The sequence below is a fragment of the Cronobacter sp. JZ38 genome, assembly GCF_008932145.1.
Lineage (GTDB): Bacteria > Pseudomonadota > Gammaproteobacteria > Enterobacterales > Enterobacteriaceae > Cronobacter > Cronobacter muytjensii.
Genome location: NZ_CP017664.1, coordinates 60690 through 77116 on the forward strand (window position 1 = coordinate 60690; position 16427 = coordinate 77116).

General features: G+C 60.4%; 17 protein-coding genes. 8 read left to right on the top strand and 9 right to left on the bottom strand.

Annotated features, from left to right (window positions below; genetic code table 11):
• Positions 1-102: 102 nt before the first annotated feature.
• Positions 103-1002, top strand: coding sequence for a LysR family transcriptional regulator (locus BJP61_RS21230; protein WP_161579473.1), 900 nt, complete (start codon positions 103-105; stop codon positions 1000-1002).
• Here the strand turns inward: BJP61_RS21230 and BJP61_RS21235 are convergent.
• The 3 genes from BJP61_RS21235 to BJP61_RS21245 all read right to left on the bottom strand — a co-directional run bounded on the left by BJP61_RS21235 (position 977) and on the right by BJP61_RS21245 (position 3950).
• A complete protein-coding gene (locus tag BJP61_RS21235) occupies positions 977-1783 on the bottom strand; it encodes a substrate-binding domain-containing protein (protein ID WP_075192600.1) in 807 nt (268 codons plus the stop codon). The two genes, BJP61_RS21230 and BJP61_RS21235, sit on opposite strands and share 26 nt — an antisense overlap.
• Positions 1784-1798: 15 nt before the next feature.
• A complete protein-coding gene (locus tag BJP61_RS21240) occupies positions 1799-3094 on the bottom strand; it encodes an MFS transporter (protein ID WP_075192601.1) in 1296 nt (431 codons plus the stop codon).
• A 298-nt stretch (positions 3095-3392) separates the two neighbouring features.
• Entirely contained in the window at positions 3393-3950 is a 558-nt protein-coding gene (locus tag BJP61_RS21245) for a TetR/AcrR family transcriptional regulator (RefSeq protein WP_075192602.1), read from the bottom strand.
• Positions 3951-4051: 101 nt separating this feature from the next.
• Here BJP61_RS21245 and BJP61_RS21250 point away from each other — a divergent pair, with 101 nt between their 5' ends.
• Positions 4052-4951 (top strand): ABC transporter six-transmembrane domain-containing protein, encoded by a 900-nt coding sequence (locus BJP61_RS21250; protein WP_171999658.1) that lies wholly within the window; start codon positions 4052-4054, stop codon positions 4949-4951.
• A 10-nt stretch (positions 4952-4961) separates the two neighbouring features.
• On the opposite strand, the gene BJP61_RS21255 is transcribed toward BJP61_RS21250, so the two are convergent.
• Positions 4962-5690 (bottom strand): AraC family transcriptional regulator, encoded by a 729-nt coding sequence (locus tag BJP61_RS21255; protein WP_171999660.1) that lies wholly within the window; start codon positions 5688-5690, stop codon positions 4962-4964.
• An 89-nt stretch (positions 5691-5779) separates the two neighbouring features.
• On the opposite strand from BJP61_RS21255, the gene BJP61_RS21260 reads away from it, so the two are divergent.
• Positions 5780-6187: a nuclear transport factor 2 family protein gene (locus tag BJP61_RS21260; protein ID WP_171999662.1), complete on the top strand. Its 408-nt coding sequence runs from the start codon at positions 5780-5782 to the stop codon at positions 6185-6187.
• Between the two features lie 36 nt (positions 6188-6223).
• On the opposite strand, the gene BJP61_RS21265 is transcribed toward BJP61_RS21260, so the two are convergent.
• The gene (locus tag BJP61_RS21265) at positions 6224-6712 is read right to left on the bottom strand and encodes a DinB family protein (protein WP_171999749.1); all 489 of its coding nucleotides are present in this window, start codon (positions 6710-6712) and stop codon (positions 6224-6226) included.
• A gap of 156 nt (positions 6713-6868) precedes the next feature.
• On the opposite strand from BJP61_RS21265, the gene BJP61_RS21270 reads away from it, so the two are divergent.
• The 3 genes from BJP61_RS21270 (at position 6869) to BJP61_RS21280 (ending at position 8205) form a co-directional block, all read left to right on the top strand.
• Positions 6869-7297 carry a GNAT family N-acetyltransferase gene (locus BJP61_RS21270; RefSeq protein ID WP_171999664.1) on the top strand — a complete coding sequence of 143 codons (429 nt, stop codon included), beginning with the start codon at positions 6869-6871 and terminating at the stop codon, positions 7295-7297.
• Positions 7298-7323: 26 nt separating this feature from the next.
• Positions 7324-7767 carry an NUDIX domain-containing protein gene (locus BJP61_RS21275; protein ID WP_171999666.1) on the top strand — a complete coding sequence of 148 codons (444 nt, stop codon included), beginning with the start codon at positions 7324-7326 and terminating at the stop codon, positions 7765-7767.
• 81 nt (positions 7768-7848) lie between these two features.
• Complete coding sequence (locus BJP61_RS21280) at positions 7849-8205, top strand: nuclear transport factor 2 family protein (protein ID WP_075192609.1); 357 nt, start codon at positions 7849-7851, stop codon at positions 8203-8205.
• On the opposite strand, the gene BJP61_RS21285 is transcribed toward BJP61_RS21280, so the two are convergent.
• The 4 genes from BJP61_RS21285 to BJP61_RS21300 form a co-directional block, all read right to left on the bottom strand.
• Positions 8185-11262: an efflux RND transporter permease subunit gene (locus BJP61_RS21285; RefSeq protein WP_171999668.1), complete on the bottom strand. Its 3078-nt coding sequence runs from the start codon at positions 11260-11262 to the stop codon at positions 8185-8187. The genes BJP61_RS21280 and BJP61_RS21285 overlap by 21 nt on opposite strands.
• Positions 11259-12407, bottom strand: a complete 1149-nt coding sequence (locus tag BJP61_RS21290; RefSeq protein ID WP_171999670.1) for an efflux RND transporter periplasmic adaptor subunit — start codon at positions 12405-12407, stop codon at positions 11259-11261. Before BJP61_RS21290 ends, BJP61_RS21285 begins: the two co-directional genes overlap by 4 nt.
• Before the next feature lie 78 nt (positions 12408-12485).
• Entirely contained in the window at positions 12486-13682 is a 1197-nt protein-coding gene (locus tag BJP61_RS21295) for an ATP-binding protein (protein ID WP_171999672.1), read from the bottom strand.
• The gene (locus BJP61_RS21300; RefSeq protein WP_075192613.1) at positions 13679-14371 is read right to left on the bottom strand and encodes a response regulator transcription factor; all 693 of its coding nucleotides are present in this window, start codon (positions 14369-14371) and stop codon (positions 13679-13681) included. Before BJP61_RS21300 ends, BJP61_RS21295 begins: the two co-directional genes overlap by 4 nt.
• 123 nt (positions 14372-14494) lie before the next feature.
• On the opposite strand from BJP61_RS21300, the gene BJP61_RS21305 reads away from it, so the two are divergent.
• Positions 14495-15274 carry a MipA/OmpV family protein gene (locus tag BJP61_RS21305; RefSeq protein ID WP_171999674.1) on the top strand — a complete coding sequence of 260 codons (780 nt, stop codon included), beginning with the start codon at positions 14495-14497 and terminating at the stop codon, positions 15272-15274.
• A 220-nt stretch (positions 15275-15494) separates the two neighbouring features.
• Positions 15495-16385, top strand: a complete 891-nt coding sequence (locus BJP61_RS21310; protein WP_171999751.1) for a transcriptional regulator — start codon at positions 15495-15497, stop codon at positions 16383-16385.
• The last annotated feature ends 42 nt before the right edge of the window (positions 16386-16427 follow it).

Sequence of the window (16427 nt, forward strand, 5' to 3'; positions counted from 1 at the left end):
ATCACTTTCAGCAACGCCCGCCTGTCATCTATGATAAAAACGCGACGGATAAACCGCGCTTTATAATGATGATGTTACTGATGCTGAAAGGATGCTGCTGCCATGCCTGTAAATTTCGACCTGAACGATCTCTATGCGTTTCGCGCGTTAATGGAATACGGCAGCTTTCGGCTCGCGGCGGAGTCTATCTGCCTGTCGCAGTCCGCCCTCAGCCGCCGTATTGAAAAACTGGAAACAGCGCTCGGCGCAAAGCTGTTTGACCGCACCACGCGCCGCGTAGCCCTGACGCTTTATGGGCAGAGCTTCGCCGAGCGTTCAGAGCAGTTGCTCGCGAATGTGGAGGCGGTGCTGGCGGATATTAATCAGGCGAGTAAAGCGCGCACCGGGCTGGTAACGGTCGCGACGGTGCCGTCGGCGGCCTATTACTTTATGCCGGAAATCATACGCAGCTTTCAGGCGCGCTACCCTCGTGTGCGAATCAAACTTATCGACAGTAGTCTTGGCAACGTTATCGAGGCCGTCGCCAGCGGGCAGGCCGATTTCGGGATCTGTTTTGACAGAAACCTGCCGCCGCATCTGGAGTTCGTACCGCTGGTGGAGGATGTCTACGTGGCCGCGTGCCGCCGCGATCACCCGCTCGCCCGCAAAGGGCAGCTCACGTGGCGGGAATATTTTCAGCAGGACTATATCGGTCTCGACAAAGTCTCCGGCAACCGCACGCTGCTTGACCAGGCGCTGGGGCACATTACGCCTGCGCGGCCCAGCATTTGTGAAACCCGACACGTCACCACGATGCTCGGGATGGTGGAAGCCGGGATCGGCATTGCCGCCGTTCCCGCGATGTCGATGCCTGCGTCCGGGCATTCGGTGCTGACGCCGCTGCGCCTGACCGATCCGGTGGTCAGACGCAGCGTAGGGCTGATTCGCCGCAGCGGCCGCATTCAGTCTTATGTCGCAGCGGAGCTTGAGAAGCTCGTTACTGAGCGGTATCAGCTGACGTAACCGGCGGTTTTACCTCTGCCGATCGCATCCCCGTGGCGTGAATGGTTTTCTGCGCGTCGGGCGATGACAGAAACGCGAGCAGTGCTTTTCCCTCTTCCGGATGCGCCGCGCGGGTGGTTACCGCCCCGGCAAAACGCGTGATGTACTGCACGTCATCGGGCAGCTCGCCGACAAAGGTCACGCCGGGCACCGGCAACAGCTCGCTGACCTGCTGGAACCCCACGGCATATTTCCCCTTCGCCACTTCAGACGCCACCGGGATGCGCTCCACCATCTGCGCTTTCGTCCCGACCTGCTTTTCAATACCGAGCTTTCTGAAGAGCTCATGACTGACGTAGCGGCCGCTGGCGCTGTCGGAATACGCGACAGATTTCGCCGCAAGCAGCATCTGGCGCAGATCGTCGTCCGTTTTAATCACCGGCACCGGCGCGCCCTTCGGCACCACAATGCCTGTCGGCGAATCCGCAAGCTCCGTGCGCGTGCCCGGCGCGATGCGGCCCGCGCGTTCAAGATGACCCAGCGCATCCCCCACCATGATCACGACATCAGCAGGTTCGCCGCGCGCCAGCCGGTTCGGGATAGCCTGTGGCGTTTTGCCCATTGAAGGGCCGGGGATCACGATAAGATGATTACCGCTTTGCTTTTCGTAAACGGGGCGCAACTGTTCAAGCGCGGCTTTAAATCCGCCGGAAATCATCACGGTCAGATCCTGCGCCAGCGCTCCGGCGCTTGCCGAACCACCCACCAGCGCCGCCATCAGCCAGAATGAGATTTTACGCATGTTGTCGTTCCTCCTTTAACGAGCGGGTTGCAGCGTCATCGTACTGCGGCGATACAGGTAGAGTGTCGCCAGCAACGCGCAAAGCGCCGCGAAACTCATCCAGTAGCCGGGCGAGGCTTTATCGCCGGTGTACTCAATCAGGGCCGTGGAAATCACCGGCGTAAAGCCGCCAAACACCGCGGTTGCGAGGCTGTAAGCCAGCGAGAAGCCTGCCACGCGCACTTCCGCCGGCATGATTTCGGTCAGCGCCGGGATCATCGCGCCGTTGTACAGACCGTACATAAAGGAGAGCCACAGCAGCACAGTCAGCATCATCGAAAAGCTCGGCGAGCCTGCCAGCAGCAGCAGAGCCGGATACGCCGTGGCCAGCGCCAGCAGCGTCATGGCGACAAGCACCGGCTTACGCCCGAAGCGGTCTGACAGCGCGCCGCCCACCGGCAGCCAGATAAAGTTAGAGATAGCCACCAGCAGCGTGACCAGCAGGCTGTCGGAGGCGCTGAGCAGCAGCACTTTTTTGCCGAAGGTGGGCGCATAGACGGTAATGAGATAAAACGCGGTTGTGGTCATCGCCACCATCAGCATGCCTGCAATTACCACCGGCCAGTGCTTCAGCAGCATCGTGAACACCTGGCGCATGTCGAGATGATGACGGCGCGCGCTGAACTCCTGCGTCTCCTCAAGCTTGCGGCGCAGAAGAAAAATAAAGGGCACGATAAGGCAGCCAAACAGGAACGGAATACGCCAGCCCCAGTCGCTAATCGCGCTCTGATCCAGCGTCGCGTTCAGGGCAAACCCCATGGCTGCGGCGACCATAATCGCGACCTGCTGGCTGCCGGACTGCCAGCTGGTATAAAAGCCTTTGCGCCCGGGCGTTGCGATTTCCGCCAGGTACACCGATACGCCGCCAAGCTCCGCGCCTGCCGAGAATCCCTGTAGCAGACGCCCAATCAGCACCAGCAGCGGCGCCCACAGCCCGATGGCCTCATAGGACGGGATCAGCACAATCAGAAACGTGCCCGTCGCCATAATAGAGAGCGTCACAATCAGCCCTTTACGGCGGCCAACCTTATCGATATACGCGCCCAGCACGATGGCGCCGATGGGGCGCATCAGAAAGCCCGCGCCGAACACTGCGAAGGTCATCATCAGCGAGGCAAACTCGCTGCTTGCCGGGAAAAAAGTATGGGCAATATACGTGGCATAAAATCCGAACAGGAAGAAATCAAACTGTTCGAGAAAATTGCCCGACGTGACGCGCAGTATCGCGCCGAGCCGGGAGCGGGTCGTTACAGGTGGGGTAGCGGAATGCATTGATGTCTCCAGTTGTCGTTGACGCTTTTGGTTGCGCCTCTATCTGAAGACTGGAACAGAAATAAGGGGTTAATAAGCGCAATAAACGCATGAACCGATGCATATGACGCATTAATCATGCCTCACACTTCCATAGCGCTTTTGTATACAAAGATTTAACAAAAATTACGCAAATCAACGCAGGCGTCGCGGGCAAAAATCGGGATTTCTGTTTTGTGACAAAGGCCTGAGTGTGAGTTAACCGATTTACATCGATTTCACATCTGTCAGACCTGCTTATGGATAGCAAAGCGCATTGTTACGCCAGCAAATTCCCGCGAATGAAATCGTCAATGTCGTCCTGCGCCTGGCGGAACGCCTCGTCGGACGGCAGCGTGTAGAGATGGTCGCTGTAGCCGAACAGCATCGCGTCCAGCTGGCGGGCGACCCGCGCGGCATTAACAGGGCGAAACACCCCCTCGTTTTCCCCCGCCACGATAATCGCCACCAGCGCTTCGTGCCAGCGTGTCAGAATGGATCCCGTCAGTTGTGCATAAACCGGGTTGTGCGCCGCCAGTTGCCACAGCGACCCGTAAAGCCGCGCGGTCGGGTCGGGCGTCGGTGAAATCACGCCGTCGATAAACGCCTGCAATCTGTCACTTGCCGGTAACGACGCGGTACGCGAGACAAACTCATGAAGTTCATTATCCAGAAACGTGGAAATCGACTCCACGCACAGCGCCTGCCAGTTTTTGAAATAGTGATAAATATGGCTGCGTGAAATCGCTAAATGCTCAGTTAAATCACGCGTTTTGACGTTTTCGATGCCTTTTTCAATAAACAGCGCGATCGCCGCGTTGACGATTTTCTCTTTCACGAAAAGCTCACCCTGCGTTTTCTTCGGTTGACTTTGAGCAGTTGCTCAAATAGCATCCCACCCCACTTGAGCAATTGCTCTAACACAGATTAACAGAAACCATGAAAACGCACAGCGAAAATCTTCCGGTGTCCGTCCCGGCCGCCAGCGCCGCCGGCACGCTGAAAACCCTCGCCAGACGCCATCGCCATAAGCTCTTTTTTACCTTTACGCTGGTGATAGCGGAGAACGTCACTTACCTGCTTTACCCGGTGCTGGCGGGCGTTTCCATTAACGCCATGATGGCAGGCGAGCTATTTAACGCGATGCTCTACGGGCTGATGGTGTTGTTTATCTGGACGCTGGGCGCGACGCGCCGCAGCGTTGACACGCGCACCTTCGCGCGCATTTACGCGGGCCTCGCCGTCTCGGTGGTGCTGGCGCAGCGCAAAAAACAGCTGGCCGCGTCGACCGTCGCCGCGCGCGTGGCGCTCTCACGGGAATTTGTCGATTTCTTCGAGCTGCACCTGCCGACGCTGATTACCTCGGTGGCGTCGATGGCAGGCGCTGCCGTCATGCTGCTGCTGATTGAGTTCTGGACGGGTATCGCCTGTCTCGCCATTCTGGGCGTGCTGGCCTGTTTTGTAACGCGGTTTACCCGCCGCAACGAGGCGCTGTATGGCAGGCTTAACAATCGTCTCGAAAAAGAGATAGACGTCGTGACCCACGCCGCGTCGCACACGCTGCAACGGCATTATCAGGTGCTGGCGCGGCTTCGCATCACGCTCTCGGATCGCGAGGCGATGGGTTATCTCACTATCGGCGTGCTGGCGGCGCTGCTGTTTAGCTTTACCATCGTGATGATGACGCGCTCGCCGGATCTCAACGCCGGGCATATTTACTCGGTGATGACCTACATGTGGATGTTTGTCACAAGCCTTGATGACGGCCCGCAGCTGCTGGAAAAGTATTCGCAACTGAAGGATATCGGCAGGCGTGTGGCAACAGAAGCGGAAAAATAACGCGGCGGCATCAACGCCTGAAATGAGACTGCTGAAGTTTGCCCGGCGTTTCGCCAAAGCGTTCGCGAAACGCCTGAATATAGGCGCTGACATTACTGAACCCGCTTTCCAGCGCCGCCTCACTTACCGGCACCCCCGCGAGAATGAGCGACAGGGAGGCAATGACTTTCGCCTGCTGACGCCACAGGCTGAAACGAAGCCCCGTCTGCTCGCGAAAAAGCCGGCTAAGCGTTCGGACGCTGAGACCGTACTTCACGGCAAGCTGCGTCTGATTGAGTCCGTTACCGGGATGCAATAACAGCGCATCGGCTATCTGCCTGGCGCGTCGGTCCTGCGGCATGGTCAGATGCAGGGGACACGGCGCCGCTGCCATTATCTCATCGCATAACACCGCCAGTAACCGGGCCTGGCGCACCTCGCTGACGTCGTGGAACAGCCGTTCAATCAGCGTCAGCATGAAGGTATCAGCACTGAAACCCCCTTCTTCGGGCGGTAGTGGCGGGTGATCGCCCGTGCTGAGGTAGATAGCACCGCCGTGCATCTGGCCTGGAAAATGGGCCTTATGACGAACGCCTGCCGGGATCCAGCCAATCACGCCTGGCGTAACCGCCCAGCGGGCACGTTCGGTTTCAATCATCATGACGCCCGCAATTGCCCGGTAAACCTGCCCACCGTCGTGTGTGTGCCAGCGCGTTTCATGCCGGGGTGGATGGGTAAAGTGTTCAGACGTAAGGAGCATGGCCGGTTAACCGTATTTTTTGACGTAATGCGGATAATAGCCTTTACGCACCCGGCTGTATCCTGCCTTCTCACTAAGAGGAGAACCTAATGGAAACAGCCAAAAAAAGGGTCACCGACGCCCTGGAGCAGGTGGTTTGCCATCCCGCGCATGACGAACGCGCCATTGCCCGTTTTTTCGCACCGGACTATCAACAGGTTGTGGACGGCGTGTCGCTGGATTATACGCAATTTGTCGAACACATGGCCGCGCTTAAAGCCATCACACGGCGCATTAACCTGCGCATCCTGGCGGCCATTGTTGAAGGCGAGCAGGTGTTTACGCATCATCTCGTTGAGGTGGAAAAACGTCACGGGGCTGACGCTCAGGTGGAGGTGTTTGCGCACTTTACGCTGGCGGCAGGAAACATCGTCCGTTGTGAAGAGCTCACGCGCCTGATTAACGGCGATGAGAGCGATAAAGCGCTCGGGCAAATACGCCGCACAGCGTCCCGTTAACAAGAGGGTGAAACGCCGCCCCGACGGGCGGCGTGGTTAACGGTGGCGCTCGCGCAGAAAAATCGTCATGACATCTTTAAATGCGCTGCCGCCGCACTCCGCGACGAGCCAGCCCACCGCGCCCCGATGATAGGTGCCGTGAAAAAGCATATGGGTGAACATATCAATGGCTTTCATTTCGCCGGGCCCGCCGTCGGTAAACTGAAAGCGGATCGTCTTTGCAAAATCTGCCTCAGACATCGCGCCGACCAGGGCAATATACCCGTCGGTGCTCTCGCGCAGGTTCGTCTCAAGCGCTTCCACCGTGGGGGTTTGCGGCGTGTTCAGCGCCGTGTAGCCGTGCGCCTGCCCTGTAAGATTGGCCTGGAAAATCCGGTCCACCACATAAATATGGTTCATCAGCCGCTGCATCAGGCGGCGCTTCTCCGGGTGCGCGGTTTCATCAACTGCCCTTACCGACGCCAGCGTGCCGGCATCTGCCCAGCGTTTATATTCGAGTAGCGTAACCAGCGTATCCCTGTCCATTTTCTTTTTCCGTTGAGGATGAGCGTAAGCCGCTAAATTAGCATATTGCTGGTCTTGCCGTGGCTGCCAATATTCAGGGTTAAGAAACACCTGCATCTGCGCCACGAGCTCTTTTCGGTATACTCTCTGACCGCAGACACCGGAAAGGATGACGATATGATTACCAGAGCCGAAACGCAGCACATTCTTGCGTTAACCAATTTATGGGAACGCGCCGTGCGCAAAACCCACACGTTTCTCAGCGAGGAAGAAATACAGCGCCTGCGGGCAAGCGTTCACGATACCTGGCTTGCTGCGTTGCCGGTATGGGTGTGGCAGGATGAGTCTGGCGTCTGCAAAGGGTTTATCGGCGTGCTGGATAAGAAAATCGAAATGCTGTTTGTCGATCCGGATGCCTCCGGCTGCGGCATCGGGAAGGCGCTGCTGACGTTCGCCTGCGAGCAGCACGGCGCCTGCCTCGTGGATGTTAATGAGCAAAACCCGGCCGCCGTCGCGTTCTACGAACATATGGGATTTACCCGTGAAGGCCGCTCGCCACGGGACGGGGACGGCAAGCCTTATCCGCTGCTGCATATGCGGCGATGAACAAAGCCCGCCAACAAGGAGCCAGGATGCGCACACGCCCCGCCGCGCGGTTGTTGATAATCAGCCCCGATAACCGGCTGTTGCTGTTTCGTTTTACCCACCGCGATGACGCGCTCGCCGGCCGTTCCTACTGGGCGACGCCGGGCGGGGGTGTTGAAGAGGGCGAGTCGTTCGCCGACGCGGCGCTGCGGGAATTACAGGAAGAGACGGGCATCATTCGCGCCTCCCCCGGCCCGCAAGTGGCGCAGCGTACCTTTACGATGCGCCTGCCGGACGGCGAAGACGTTATCGCCGACGAGCGTTTTTTTATCATTCACACCGCCTGCGAAGAGACCGACTTCTCACGCTGGAGCGACAATGAAAAACGCGTCATTCACGACAACCGCTGGTGGACGCGCGATGCGCTCGCCGAAGCCCGCGAGACGATTTACCCGCTGGCGCTGTTGCTTGAGCTGATGCCGGCGCACTGAACGTCCTTAACCTACTAATTCTCATGGGTTTACAACCCGGCGCAGGCTGCCAGACTTGCCTGATACCAGAGGGAAAATGCCATGAGCCTGCCGCTACACCTTGAAGATACGCTTTTTACCGCGATGAAACATTCCGACGTGACGGCGCTGACGGCGCTGATTGCCGATGACCTGCTGTTTATCAATCACGCCGGTCAGCGCGTCACCAAATCCCAGGATATCGGGCTGCATATGAGCGGCGCTATCACTCTTGAGGCGATAGAACGCGAATCTTTTCGGGCGCAGGAAAACGAGCACTGCATTATTGTTGACACCTGCGTGGCGATTACGGGCACCTATGCCGGTGAACCGCTGAATGGGCGGTTTCACCATTTTCGCACCTGGGTTAACCGCAACGGCCAGTGGCAGGTGCTCGGGTTAAAAACCACGCTTCTCTGATGCGCGCGCCCGGCGCGGCTGAAGCAGCAGGCTGAACGCCGCGGGCAGCACGGTGAGCGTCACCAGTGTCGCCACCATCAGCCCGCCGATAATGGCGTACGCCATTGGCCCCCAGAACACCTGATGCGAAATCGGGATCATACCGAGAATAGCCGCGCAGGCCGTTAACATGATGGGCCGCGCCCGGTGCGCTGCGGCGGTCATGATCGCGGCGTCCGCAGTCATGCCCTGTTGCAGGTTGCCGTCCACCTCAGCTATCAGGATCACGGCGTTGCGAATGATCATTCCGGCGAGCGCGATAATGCCGAGCAGCGCGACAAACCCCAGCGGCGTACCGGTCGGCAACATCGCCAGCACGATGCCCGGCAGGCCGAACGGCGCCATCAACAGCGCCAGCAGCATCCGTGAAAAACGCCGCAACTGGATAATCAACAACACCAGCATGACGATAAGCGTCACCGGCAGCACGTTGTAGACCGAACTGTTGCCTTTATCCGACTCCGCCGCCGCGCCATCTTCTTTGATCTCATAACCGGCAGGCAGCCGCGCGCGAAACGCCTCTATGGCGGGGCGCAGCCCGGCGGACACCACCTCAGCGCGCAGGCCCGGCGCCGTATCGGTCTGCACCGTGATAAACGGCAGACGCTGACGACGCCAGATAACCGGATCGTCCAGCCCCCACACGGGTGTTGCCACTTCGCTGAGCGGCACTTTGCCGCCGCTGGCGGTGGGCACCATCAGCACAGAAAATGTAGCGATATCAAGCCGCTCGGCATCGTTGCCGCGCAACACCACATCCACCAGCCGGTCGTTGTCGCGCACCGCCGTCACGGTGGTGCCGGACCAGACCGTGTTCAGCAACTGCGCCAGGCTCTGCGATGAGACGCCCGCGGCCCGCGCCGCCGTCTGGTTGACCTGGAAGGTTATCACCCGCTCCGGTTCGCCCGCCGTCAGGTTCACCTCTCGGGTGAGCGGCGATTTGCCGAGCGTGTCGGCTAACGCCTGCGCCGTGCGCTGCACCTGCGCATAATCCGGCCCGCTGACGCGGTATTTCAGCGGCCAGCCGACGGGCGGGCCGAGCTCCAGCGGCGACACGCGGGTGGTGATATCGGCAAAGCGCGCCGCCAGCAGCGCGTTGAGCTGGTCGCGCAGGCGATCGCGCGCCGCCAGGTCTTTCGCCGCGATAACCAGCTGCGCCGTGTTTTCATCGTCGTCGAGAATATCCATCGGCAGATAAAAGCGTACCGCGCCGGTGCCGACATACGTTGAATAGCGATCAATGTTGCGGTTGCCGCGAAGCGCCTGCTCAAGACGCTCCGCCTGTTGTCGCGTCTCCTCCTGCGAGGCGCTGGCGGGCAGCGTGAGCGTCACCAGCAGCTCCGGGCGATCGGACGCCGGGAAAAACTCGCCCTGCATAAAGGTGGTGCCCCAGAGTGATAACGCCAGCGCGAGCAGCGCCGCGCCGCATGTCGCGAGCCGGTGACCGAGCGCGAGGCGCAGCAGCCGCTGATAAAACCGGCCCAGCCTCCCCGGCCCCTGATGCGCCTTTTTTATCTGCGCAGGCAAAAGCCAGGTGCCGGTGAGCGGCGAAAACAGCACAGCCACTACCCAGGAGCAGAGCAGGGCTATCATCACCACGGCAAAGAGCGAGTAGCAATACTCCCCGGCGCTGGAGGCCGCGAAGCCGACCGGAATAAACCCGGCAATCATCACCAGCGTGCCGGTGAGCATCGGAAACGCCGTGGTTTTAAAGGCCCATGTGGCCGCGCTTTTGCGCGAATCGCCGGCCTCCAGCCGCGCCACCATGGTCTCAACGGTGATCATGGCGTCATCCACCAGCAAGCCGAGCGCGATAATGAGCGCGCCGAGCGAAATGCGTTGCAGGCCGATGCCCGCGAGCATCATGCCTGCAAAGGTCATCGCCAGCACCAGCGGGATGGCGGCGGCCACCACCAGCCCGGCGCGCATGCCGAGCGATACAAACGAGACGGCCAGCACAATCAGCACCGCTTCGACCAGCACCCGGACAAACCCGCTCACCGCCTCACTCACCACTGCGGACTGATCGGCGACTTTCACCACCTCAATGCCGTGCGGCAACTGCGTTGCTATCTGCGCCATCCGCGCGTTCAGCGCCTCGCCAAAGGCCTGCATATTGCCGGTGGGCGCCATCGAGATAGCAAGCCCGATAGCAGGCTCGCCGTTCACGCGAAACTGCGGCACGGGCGGCTCGGCGGGCTGACGGCTGACCGTCGCGATATCCGTCAGCGGGATATAGCGGTTGTTGATATGCAGCGTGACGGCGCGAAGGCTCTCTTCGCCAGTCAGCGCGCCGCTCACGCGAAGCGCCACGTTATCCTGGCCTGCGCGCAGCGTGCCGGACGGCTCTACGGCGTTCTGGGCCTGTAACGCCTCGCTAATCTGCGTGATATCAAGCCCCATACCGGCGAGCTGCCGCGGGGAAAACGCGATGACTATCTGCTCCTGCGGCTCGCCCAGCAGCGTGATTTTGCCGACATCATTCACGGACATTAACGTGCGGCGAATGGCCTCCACGCGGTCGCGCAGTTCGCGGGGCGAAAAGCCCTCGGCGGTAAAGCCGTAAATCGTGCCCCAGGTGTCATCAAACTCATCATTCACGGCAGGCCCCTGCGCGCCCTGCGGCAGCGACGGGGCGATATCCTGCATTTTGGTGCGCAGCTTGTACCAGATGGCGGGCACCTCCTGCGGCGGGGTGTCGTCGCGCAGGTTAACGTTAATTACCGAGCGCCCGGCGCGGGTTTCGCTTTCGATATCATCCAGCCACGGCAGCTCCTGGAGTTTTTTCTCCAGCACATCCGTTACCAGATTTGTGGTATCCGCCACCGTCGCCCCCGGCCATTCGGTCGAGACGACCGCCGTTTTGATGGTGAACGCCGGATCTTCATTGCGCGGCAGCTGTTCATAGCAGAGCACGCCGGTCGCCATAATCAGCAACATGAAAAAGCTCACCAGTTGCTGATGCGCCAGCGCCCAGGCGGAGAGATTGAATTTTTGCCTCAGTGATGGCGAGCTCATGGCGTCGTCTCCCCGGGGATCACCTTCTCGCCGGGGCGCAGCTTGCTCACGCCCGCCGTGATAACCCGGTCACCGGGGCTGACGCCGCCTGCGAGAATAACGGCGGTGGCGGTATACGCGGCGATGGTGACGGGGCGCGGCTGCGCCTGCTGATGGGCATCGATGACAAACACCGCAGCGCGGCCATTCTGGCGGGTGAGCGCGGAGGCCGGCACCACAACGCCTCTGGCCCGCGTCTGGGGCAGCGAGACCGTGACGCTCGCGCCCAGGGCCATCGCGGCGGGCGGCGATTGCAGCATGAGACGCACCCGCCATGTGCGGGTCTGCGGATCGGCCTGCGGGCTGATGTCGCGCAGCCGCGCCGTGGCGGTGGTGGCGGGCGATGTCAGCAGCGCGACCGGAAACGCCGTCGGCGTCTGGTCGGCGAAAAGTTGCGGATCGCTGACATCAAACACCACATCGCGCGCGTCGCTGGTGGCGAGCGTAAAGACGCTCTGCCCGGCGCTGACCACCTGCCCGGCCGAGGCGCTGACGCCGGTTACCACGCCATCGGCGGGCGCGATAAGCTGCGTCCATGAGAGATTCTCCTGCGCGTTACGCAGCGCGGCCTCGCTGCTTTTGAGGCGCGCGACGGCGCTCTGCCAGTCGGCGCGGGCGCTGTCGAGCTGGCTGCGGGCAATCGCGCCGGACGGCATCAGCGCCTGCATACGCTTAAGATTGAGCGCCGCCACCCGCTCCGCCGCCTGCGCGCTCAGGCGATCGGCCTGCGCGCTGGCGGCCTGATTTTCCCCGGTCGCGCGCTCAAGCGTGGCGAGCAGCTGGCCTGCGTGTACGACCGCGCCAATATCCACCAGACGGCTGACCATCCGCCCGTCAGTGCGGAAGCTCAGCGTCGTTTCATCGTGGGCGCGAATTTCACCCGTGCGCACGCTGGCGGGGGCGGCGGCGTCAGGCGCTACCACGAGATAGCGCACCGGGCGCGGCGGCGCGGGCGGGTCGTGGCGATCATCGCCGCAGCCCGTTAAGAGCGGCAGCGTCACGGCGAGCGCCGCGACCGGCCATAGCGAAAGCAAAGAAAAATGACGCGCCGCACCGAAAAGATGATGCAGGCAGTGACGAAAATAATCGGTGAATTCTTCTGACATGACGCCGCTCCTGAGTGAAGGCGGCGCCATTTCAGCGTGACTGCGTCGAGATTTGTTCGGTTTTTCGTCAAGAAACCATCAAGGATGACAACTTTCTGCCGTGTCGCTGCGCTCTGGCAGCATCACACGCATCAGCAGCCCGCCCGCTGGCGGCAGCGAGGCCTGAATATCGCCGCCGTGCGCCACGCAGATGGCCCGCGCGATGGATAACCCCAGCCCGCTGCCGCCGGAATGACGGGCGCGCGAGGTTTCCGCGCGGGTAAAGCGCTCGAACATCAGCGGCAGAAAACTGGCGTCCACGCCCGGCCCGTCATCCAGAAAGTCTACCCGGTAGCCCGTCTGCGTGCGGTGCAGGCGAATATCAAGACGCCCGCCGGGCTTGCCGTAGCGCAGCGTGTTTTCCATCAGCACCGTGAAGACCTGCCCGAGACGCAGCGCGTCTGCGAACAGCGGCGCAGGCGGCGAGGCATGAATAACCACGCGGATCCCTGCCGCGTCGGCCTGCGGTTTTAGCCAGGCGGCGCGCTCGCGTAACAGATCGTCAAGGTAAATCGCTTCCCTGTCGACTGTCAGCTGGCCTGCATCCGCCAGCGACAGCAGATGCAGTTCATCCGTCAGGCGATTTAACAGCTGAAGCTGGCGCATGACCATCTCCAGCTGCTGCGCGTCAGGCGTAAAGACGCCGTCCAGCATGCCCTGCAGGCGGCCCATCGCGGCGGTGAGCGGCGATCTTAGCTCGTGCGCCATCGCCACGTGCGAGGCGCGCAGCTCCTTATCGTAACGGGCGAGCTGACGAGTCATGGCGTTGAAATCGCTCGCAAAATGCACCATCTCGGCAGGCGCGTCCTTGACCAGCTCCGCCTGACGCCCGAACTCGCCCTGCGTCACGTCTTCGGCTACATCCCGCAGGCGGCTGAACTGGACGGACAGCGGCCGGGCATATTTCAGGCCCATAAAAATGATAAAGGGGATCATCACCAGCACCAGAACGCCGAGCAAAATCCAGTCGCTGGAGGCGATAGACGGCGTGGAGTAATCCAGCCCCCACCAGGTATCGACAATGTAATGAAAACGCGCCGGATCAAGCTGCGGGTTGTCCGCCAGCCGGAGAAATTCGTCGCGCAGCGCAGGCGGCATCCGGTGCATTATCCAGTAATTCTGCACCGCGAAACGCAGCCACATGCAGACCGCGATGACAATCACCGTCCCGATAGCCAGCGCGATAATGCGCCCGCACAGCCAGCGCCAGAGGGACTGATACGCGTGATTTTTCATGGCTGACGGAACCGGTAGCCAATGCCGCGCACGTTGATAAGCACCCCGCGCACGCCCGCGTGCTCCAGCTTTCTGCGCAGATTGTAGATATGCGTGTCCACCACGCGCTCCAGCGCCTCGCTCTCCGGCAGGCAGTGCTCCAGCAGATATTGTCGGGCGAAGGGCCTGGTGGGGTGGCGCATCAGCACGGTCAGCAGGGAAAATTCGGTGGGCGTGAGGTCAAGATGCGTGATGTCGCCGCCGTTATCAAGCGTGGCGGTAATGGCCACCGTATCCACCGTCAGCGCCTCCCAGCGCAGCACGTCTTCCGGCGTCGGCGTTTTACCGCTGCGGCGCAGCACCGCCTGAACGCGCGCCACCACTTCGCCGGGGTGATAAGGTTTTACAACATAATCATCGGCGCCGTAACGCAGCGCGCCGATCCGGTCCGGCGTGTCGCCCATCGCCGTGACCATAATCACCGGCACGTCGCTCGCGCGGCGCAGCGCCGCCAGCACTTCCGTGCCGTTCATGACGGGCAGCATTACGTCCAGCAGCACCAGATCCGGCTTCCAGCGCTGCGCTTTTTCAAGCCCCGACTGACCGTCCGCCGCAATCGCCACGTCGTAATTTTCGCGCCGCAAATAGGCCTCCAGCACGCTGGCGGCATCGGCGTCGTCCTCAATAATCAGTACCCTTTTGGTTACCATCTGTTCACCTTGACAGTTTCTTAACAGTTTCCTGACCGTTCATTGATATGAGTGGCTCAGAATGCGCATCGAACGCGGTCGCCACCCGTTCAGAAGCCCATTCCCCGTCCAAAAGGAGCCACGATGATAATACGAAACAGGACGCTGTACATGCTCATCACGTTATCGGGCGTCGCCACGGCCGCGGCGGCGCAGGAGAGCGCTCCCGACAGCCTGACCATCGGCGCTGGCGCACAATACGCGCCGCGCTACAGCGGGGATAACCGCCATACGCTGACTGTTGTGCCCGTCGTGCAGGCCCGCCACGGCGCGTTCTTTTTCGATACCGAGAAGGGGCTGGGATATGACCTGCAAAGCGACAGTGGTGTCTATGTTGAGCAGTCGCTCGGCGTGAGCCCCGGGCGTGCGGACAAAGACAGCGACTGGCGCGACGGGGCCGATTCGCTCAAAGGCATGGGCAGCATTAAAACCGCGCTTAACACGGGGCTCGCGCTCGGCTGGGCCGTCACGCCGTGGCTGGTGGCAGAAGGCAAAGCGACGCTGCCGTTAACCGACAGCCAGGGCGTGCAGTATCAGACGTCCCTCACCCTGCTGCCCTTCCAGGACGCCGCCGACACCGTCGCGTTTCAGACAGCCGCCCTCTTCGGCGACAGCCGCTACATGAATACGTTTTACGGCGTCAGCCCGCGTCAGAGCGCGCGCTCCGGCTACGGGCGCTACGCCGCCCACGGCGGGTTTTACGGCGTCAGTAACAGCCTTATCTGGAGCCATCAGTTTGGCGAGCACTGGAGCACCACCCTGAGCGCCGGTTACACCTGGCTTGGCGATAACGCGGCGGACAGCCCGATTGTACGCCAGCGTAACCAGACTTCTGCCGCCGTGGCGGTGACATACACCTTCTGATGACGCAGCCCGCTCCCGCATGAAAAAACGCGAACTCAGGTTCTGGGGCGTGGCCGCGCTGGCCATCCTGGCGGCGTATATAACGGTCTATTACGTCTATGTGCGCACTTAAGGTTCTCTTAACCCGACGGGACGACAATAGCGCCTTCATTTCGCAGGCAATAATGCTTTCGGGTTTATTTACTGGCGGTTCAGCGCAATTTATTACAGGTACGGCATGATGCAGGTTAAAGATTTCGTCGGTCGTCTGACAGGCTGGCAAAAATGTGACGCAGAAAAATATCAGGCGATGTATCAAAAATTTGGCGGTTCGGTCTGCTGTCATCCGGACGTGCTGGCATTTTTAAGCCGTGAGCAAAATCTGACGCTCGATTATTTCGCGCTGAAAGAGGGCGGCGACGATGCAGGCGCCTGTTTCGCCGTCAGCGGTAAAAGCAGTCTCCAGCACAGAAATTTTCCGGTGGTGTTTGATGATGTGTGGTTCCCGGTGCGTTCGCAGGGGCGCATGTATCTGCCGGTGACGAGCAAACGCCTCTCGCCCTCGCACAACGGCGCGTTTATCAATACGCTGTTCTCCGGTCGCCTTAAGCATAAGGTGGCGTATGTTAAAGAAAAAATTTCTAACACGTCGGAGAAAAAACGCCGTAAAGAGTTTGAGAAATTTTGCGCAATGGGCGGCGTGGTGCGGGAAGCGAGCAGCTTTTCATCACAGGAACTCGCCACCTTTTACACCGAACTCTTTACCCTGCGCTGGCAGGGCAAAATTTACTGTTTCGCCCATGACGATCTGGTCCGCACCTTTGACGCGCTGCGGCCTCTCATTTTCGGCAGCGTGCTGTTTATCGATAATCGCCCGTGCGCGTTCGATATTATTTTCATGAGCCGCAACGCGTCGTGGATCTATTTCGACGACATTAACGGCGGTTACGATCCGCAGTACACGACGCTGAATCTCGGCAGTATCCTGCTGTGGCTCAATACCAGCAACGCCCGCGCGCTCTGCGCGGCGGAAAATAAAAAAATGCGCTTTTCGCTGGGTATTTATAAAGAGCACTGGAGCTATAAAAAACAGTGGTGCGATATTATCCCGCTGGGCAGAACCTTTTTCTGACGCGCGGCGACGGGAAGACGGGCAGACGCCCGTTTCCCCGTC

What these genes read in the sequence shown, in the direction of transcription:
- BJP61_RS21230 (WP_161579473.1), top strand. Translation starts at nt 103, where the DNA reads ATGCCTGTAAATTTCGACCTGAACGATCTCTATGCGTTTCGCGCGTTA.
- BJP61_RS21235 (WP_075192600.1), bottom strand. Translation starts at nt 1,783, where the DNA reads ATGCGTAAAATCTCATTCTGGCTGATGGCGGCGCTGGTGGGTGGTTCG.
- BJP61_RS21240 (WP_075192601.1), bottom strand. Translation starts at nt 3,094, where the DNA reads ATGCATTCCGCTACCCCACCTGTAACGACCCGCTCCCGGCTCGGCGCG.
- BJP61_RS21250 (WP_171999658.1), top strand. Translation starts at nt 4,052, where the DNA reads ATGAAAACGCACAGCGAAAATCTTCCGGTGTCCGTCCCGGCCGCCAGC.
- BJP61_RS21255 (WP_171999660.1), bottom strand. Translation starts at nt 5,690, where the DNA reads ATGCTCCTTACGTCTGAACACTTTACCCATCCACCCCGGCATGAAACG.
- BJP61_RS21260 (WP_171999662.1), top strand. Translation starts at nt 5,780, where the DNA reads ATGGAAACAGCCAAAAAAAGGGTCACCGACGCCCTGGAGCAGGTGGTT.
- BJP61_RS21265 (WP_171999749.1), bottom strand. Translation starts at nt 6,712, where the DNA reads ATGGACAGGGATACGCTGGTTACGCTACTCGAATATAAACGCTGGGCA.
- BJP61_RS21270 (WP_171999664.1), top strand. Translation starts at nt 6,869, where the DNA reads ATGATTACCAGAGCCGAAACGCAGCACATTCTTGCGTTAACCAATTTA.
- BJP61_RS21275 (WP_171999666.1), top strand. Translation starts at nt 7,324, where the DNA reads ATGCGCACACGCCCCGCCGCGCGGTTGTTGATAATCAGCCCCGATAAC.
- BJP61_RS21280 (WP_075192609.1), top strand. Translation starts at nt 7,849, where the DNA reads ATGAGCCTGCCGCTACACCTTGAAGATACGCTTTTTACCGCGATGAAA.
- BJP61_RS21285 (WP_171999668.1), bottom strand. Translation starts at nt 11,262, where the DNA reads ATGAGCTCGCCATCACTGAGGCAAAAATTCAATCTCTCCGCCTGGGCG.
- BJP61_RS21290 (WP_171999670.1), bottom strand. Translation starts at nt 12,407, where the DNA reads ATGTCAGAAGAATTCACCGATTATTTTCGTCACTGCCTGCATCATCTT.
- BJP61_RS21295 (WP_171999672.1), bottom strand. Translation starts at nt 13,682, where the DNA reads ATGAAAAATCACGCGTATCAGTCCCTCTGGCGCTGGCTGTGCGGGCGC.
- BJP61_RS21300 (WP_075192613.1), bottom strand. Translation starts at nt 14,371, where the DNA reads ATGGTAACCAAAAGGGTACTGATTATTGAGGACGACGCCGATGCCGCC.
- BJP61_RS21305 (WP_171999674.1), top strand. Translation starts at nt 14,495, where the DNA reads ATGATAATACGAAACAGGACGCTGTACATGCTCATCACGTTATCGGGC.
- BJP61_RS21310 (WP_171999751.1), top strand. Translation starts at nt 15,495, where the DNA reads ATGCAGGTTAAAGATTTCGTCGGTCGTCTGACAGGCTGGCAAAAATGT.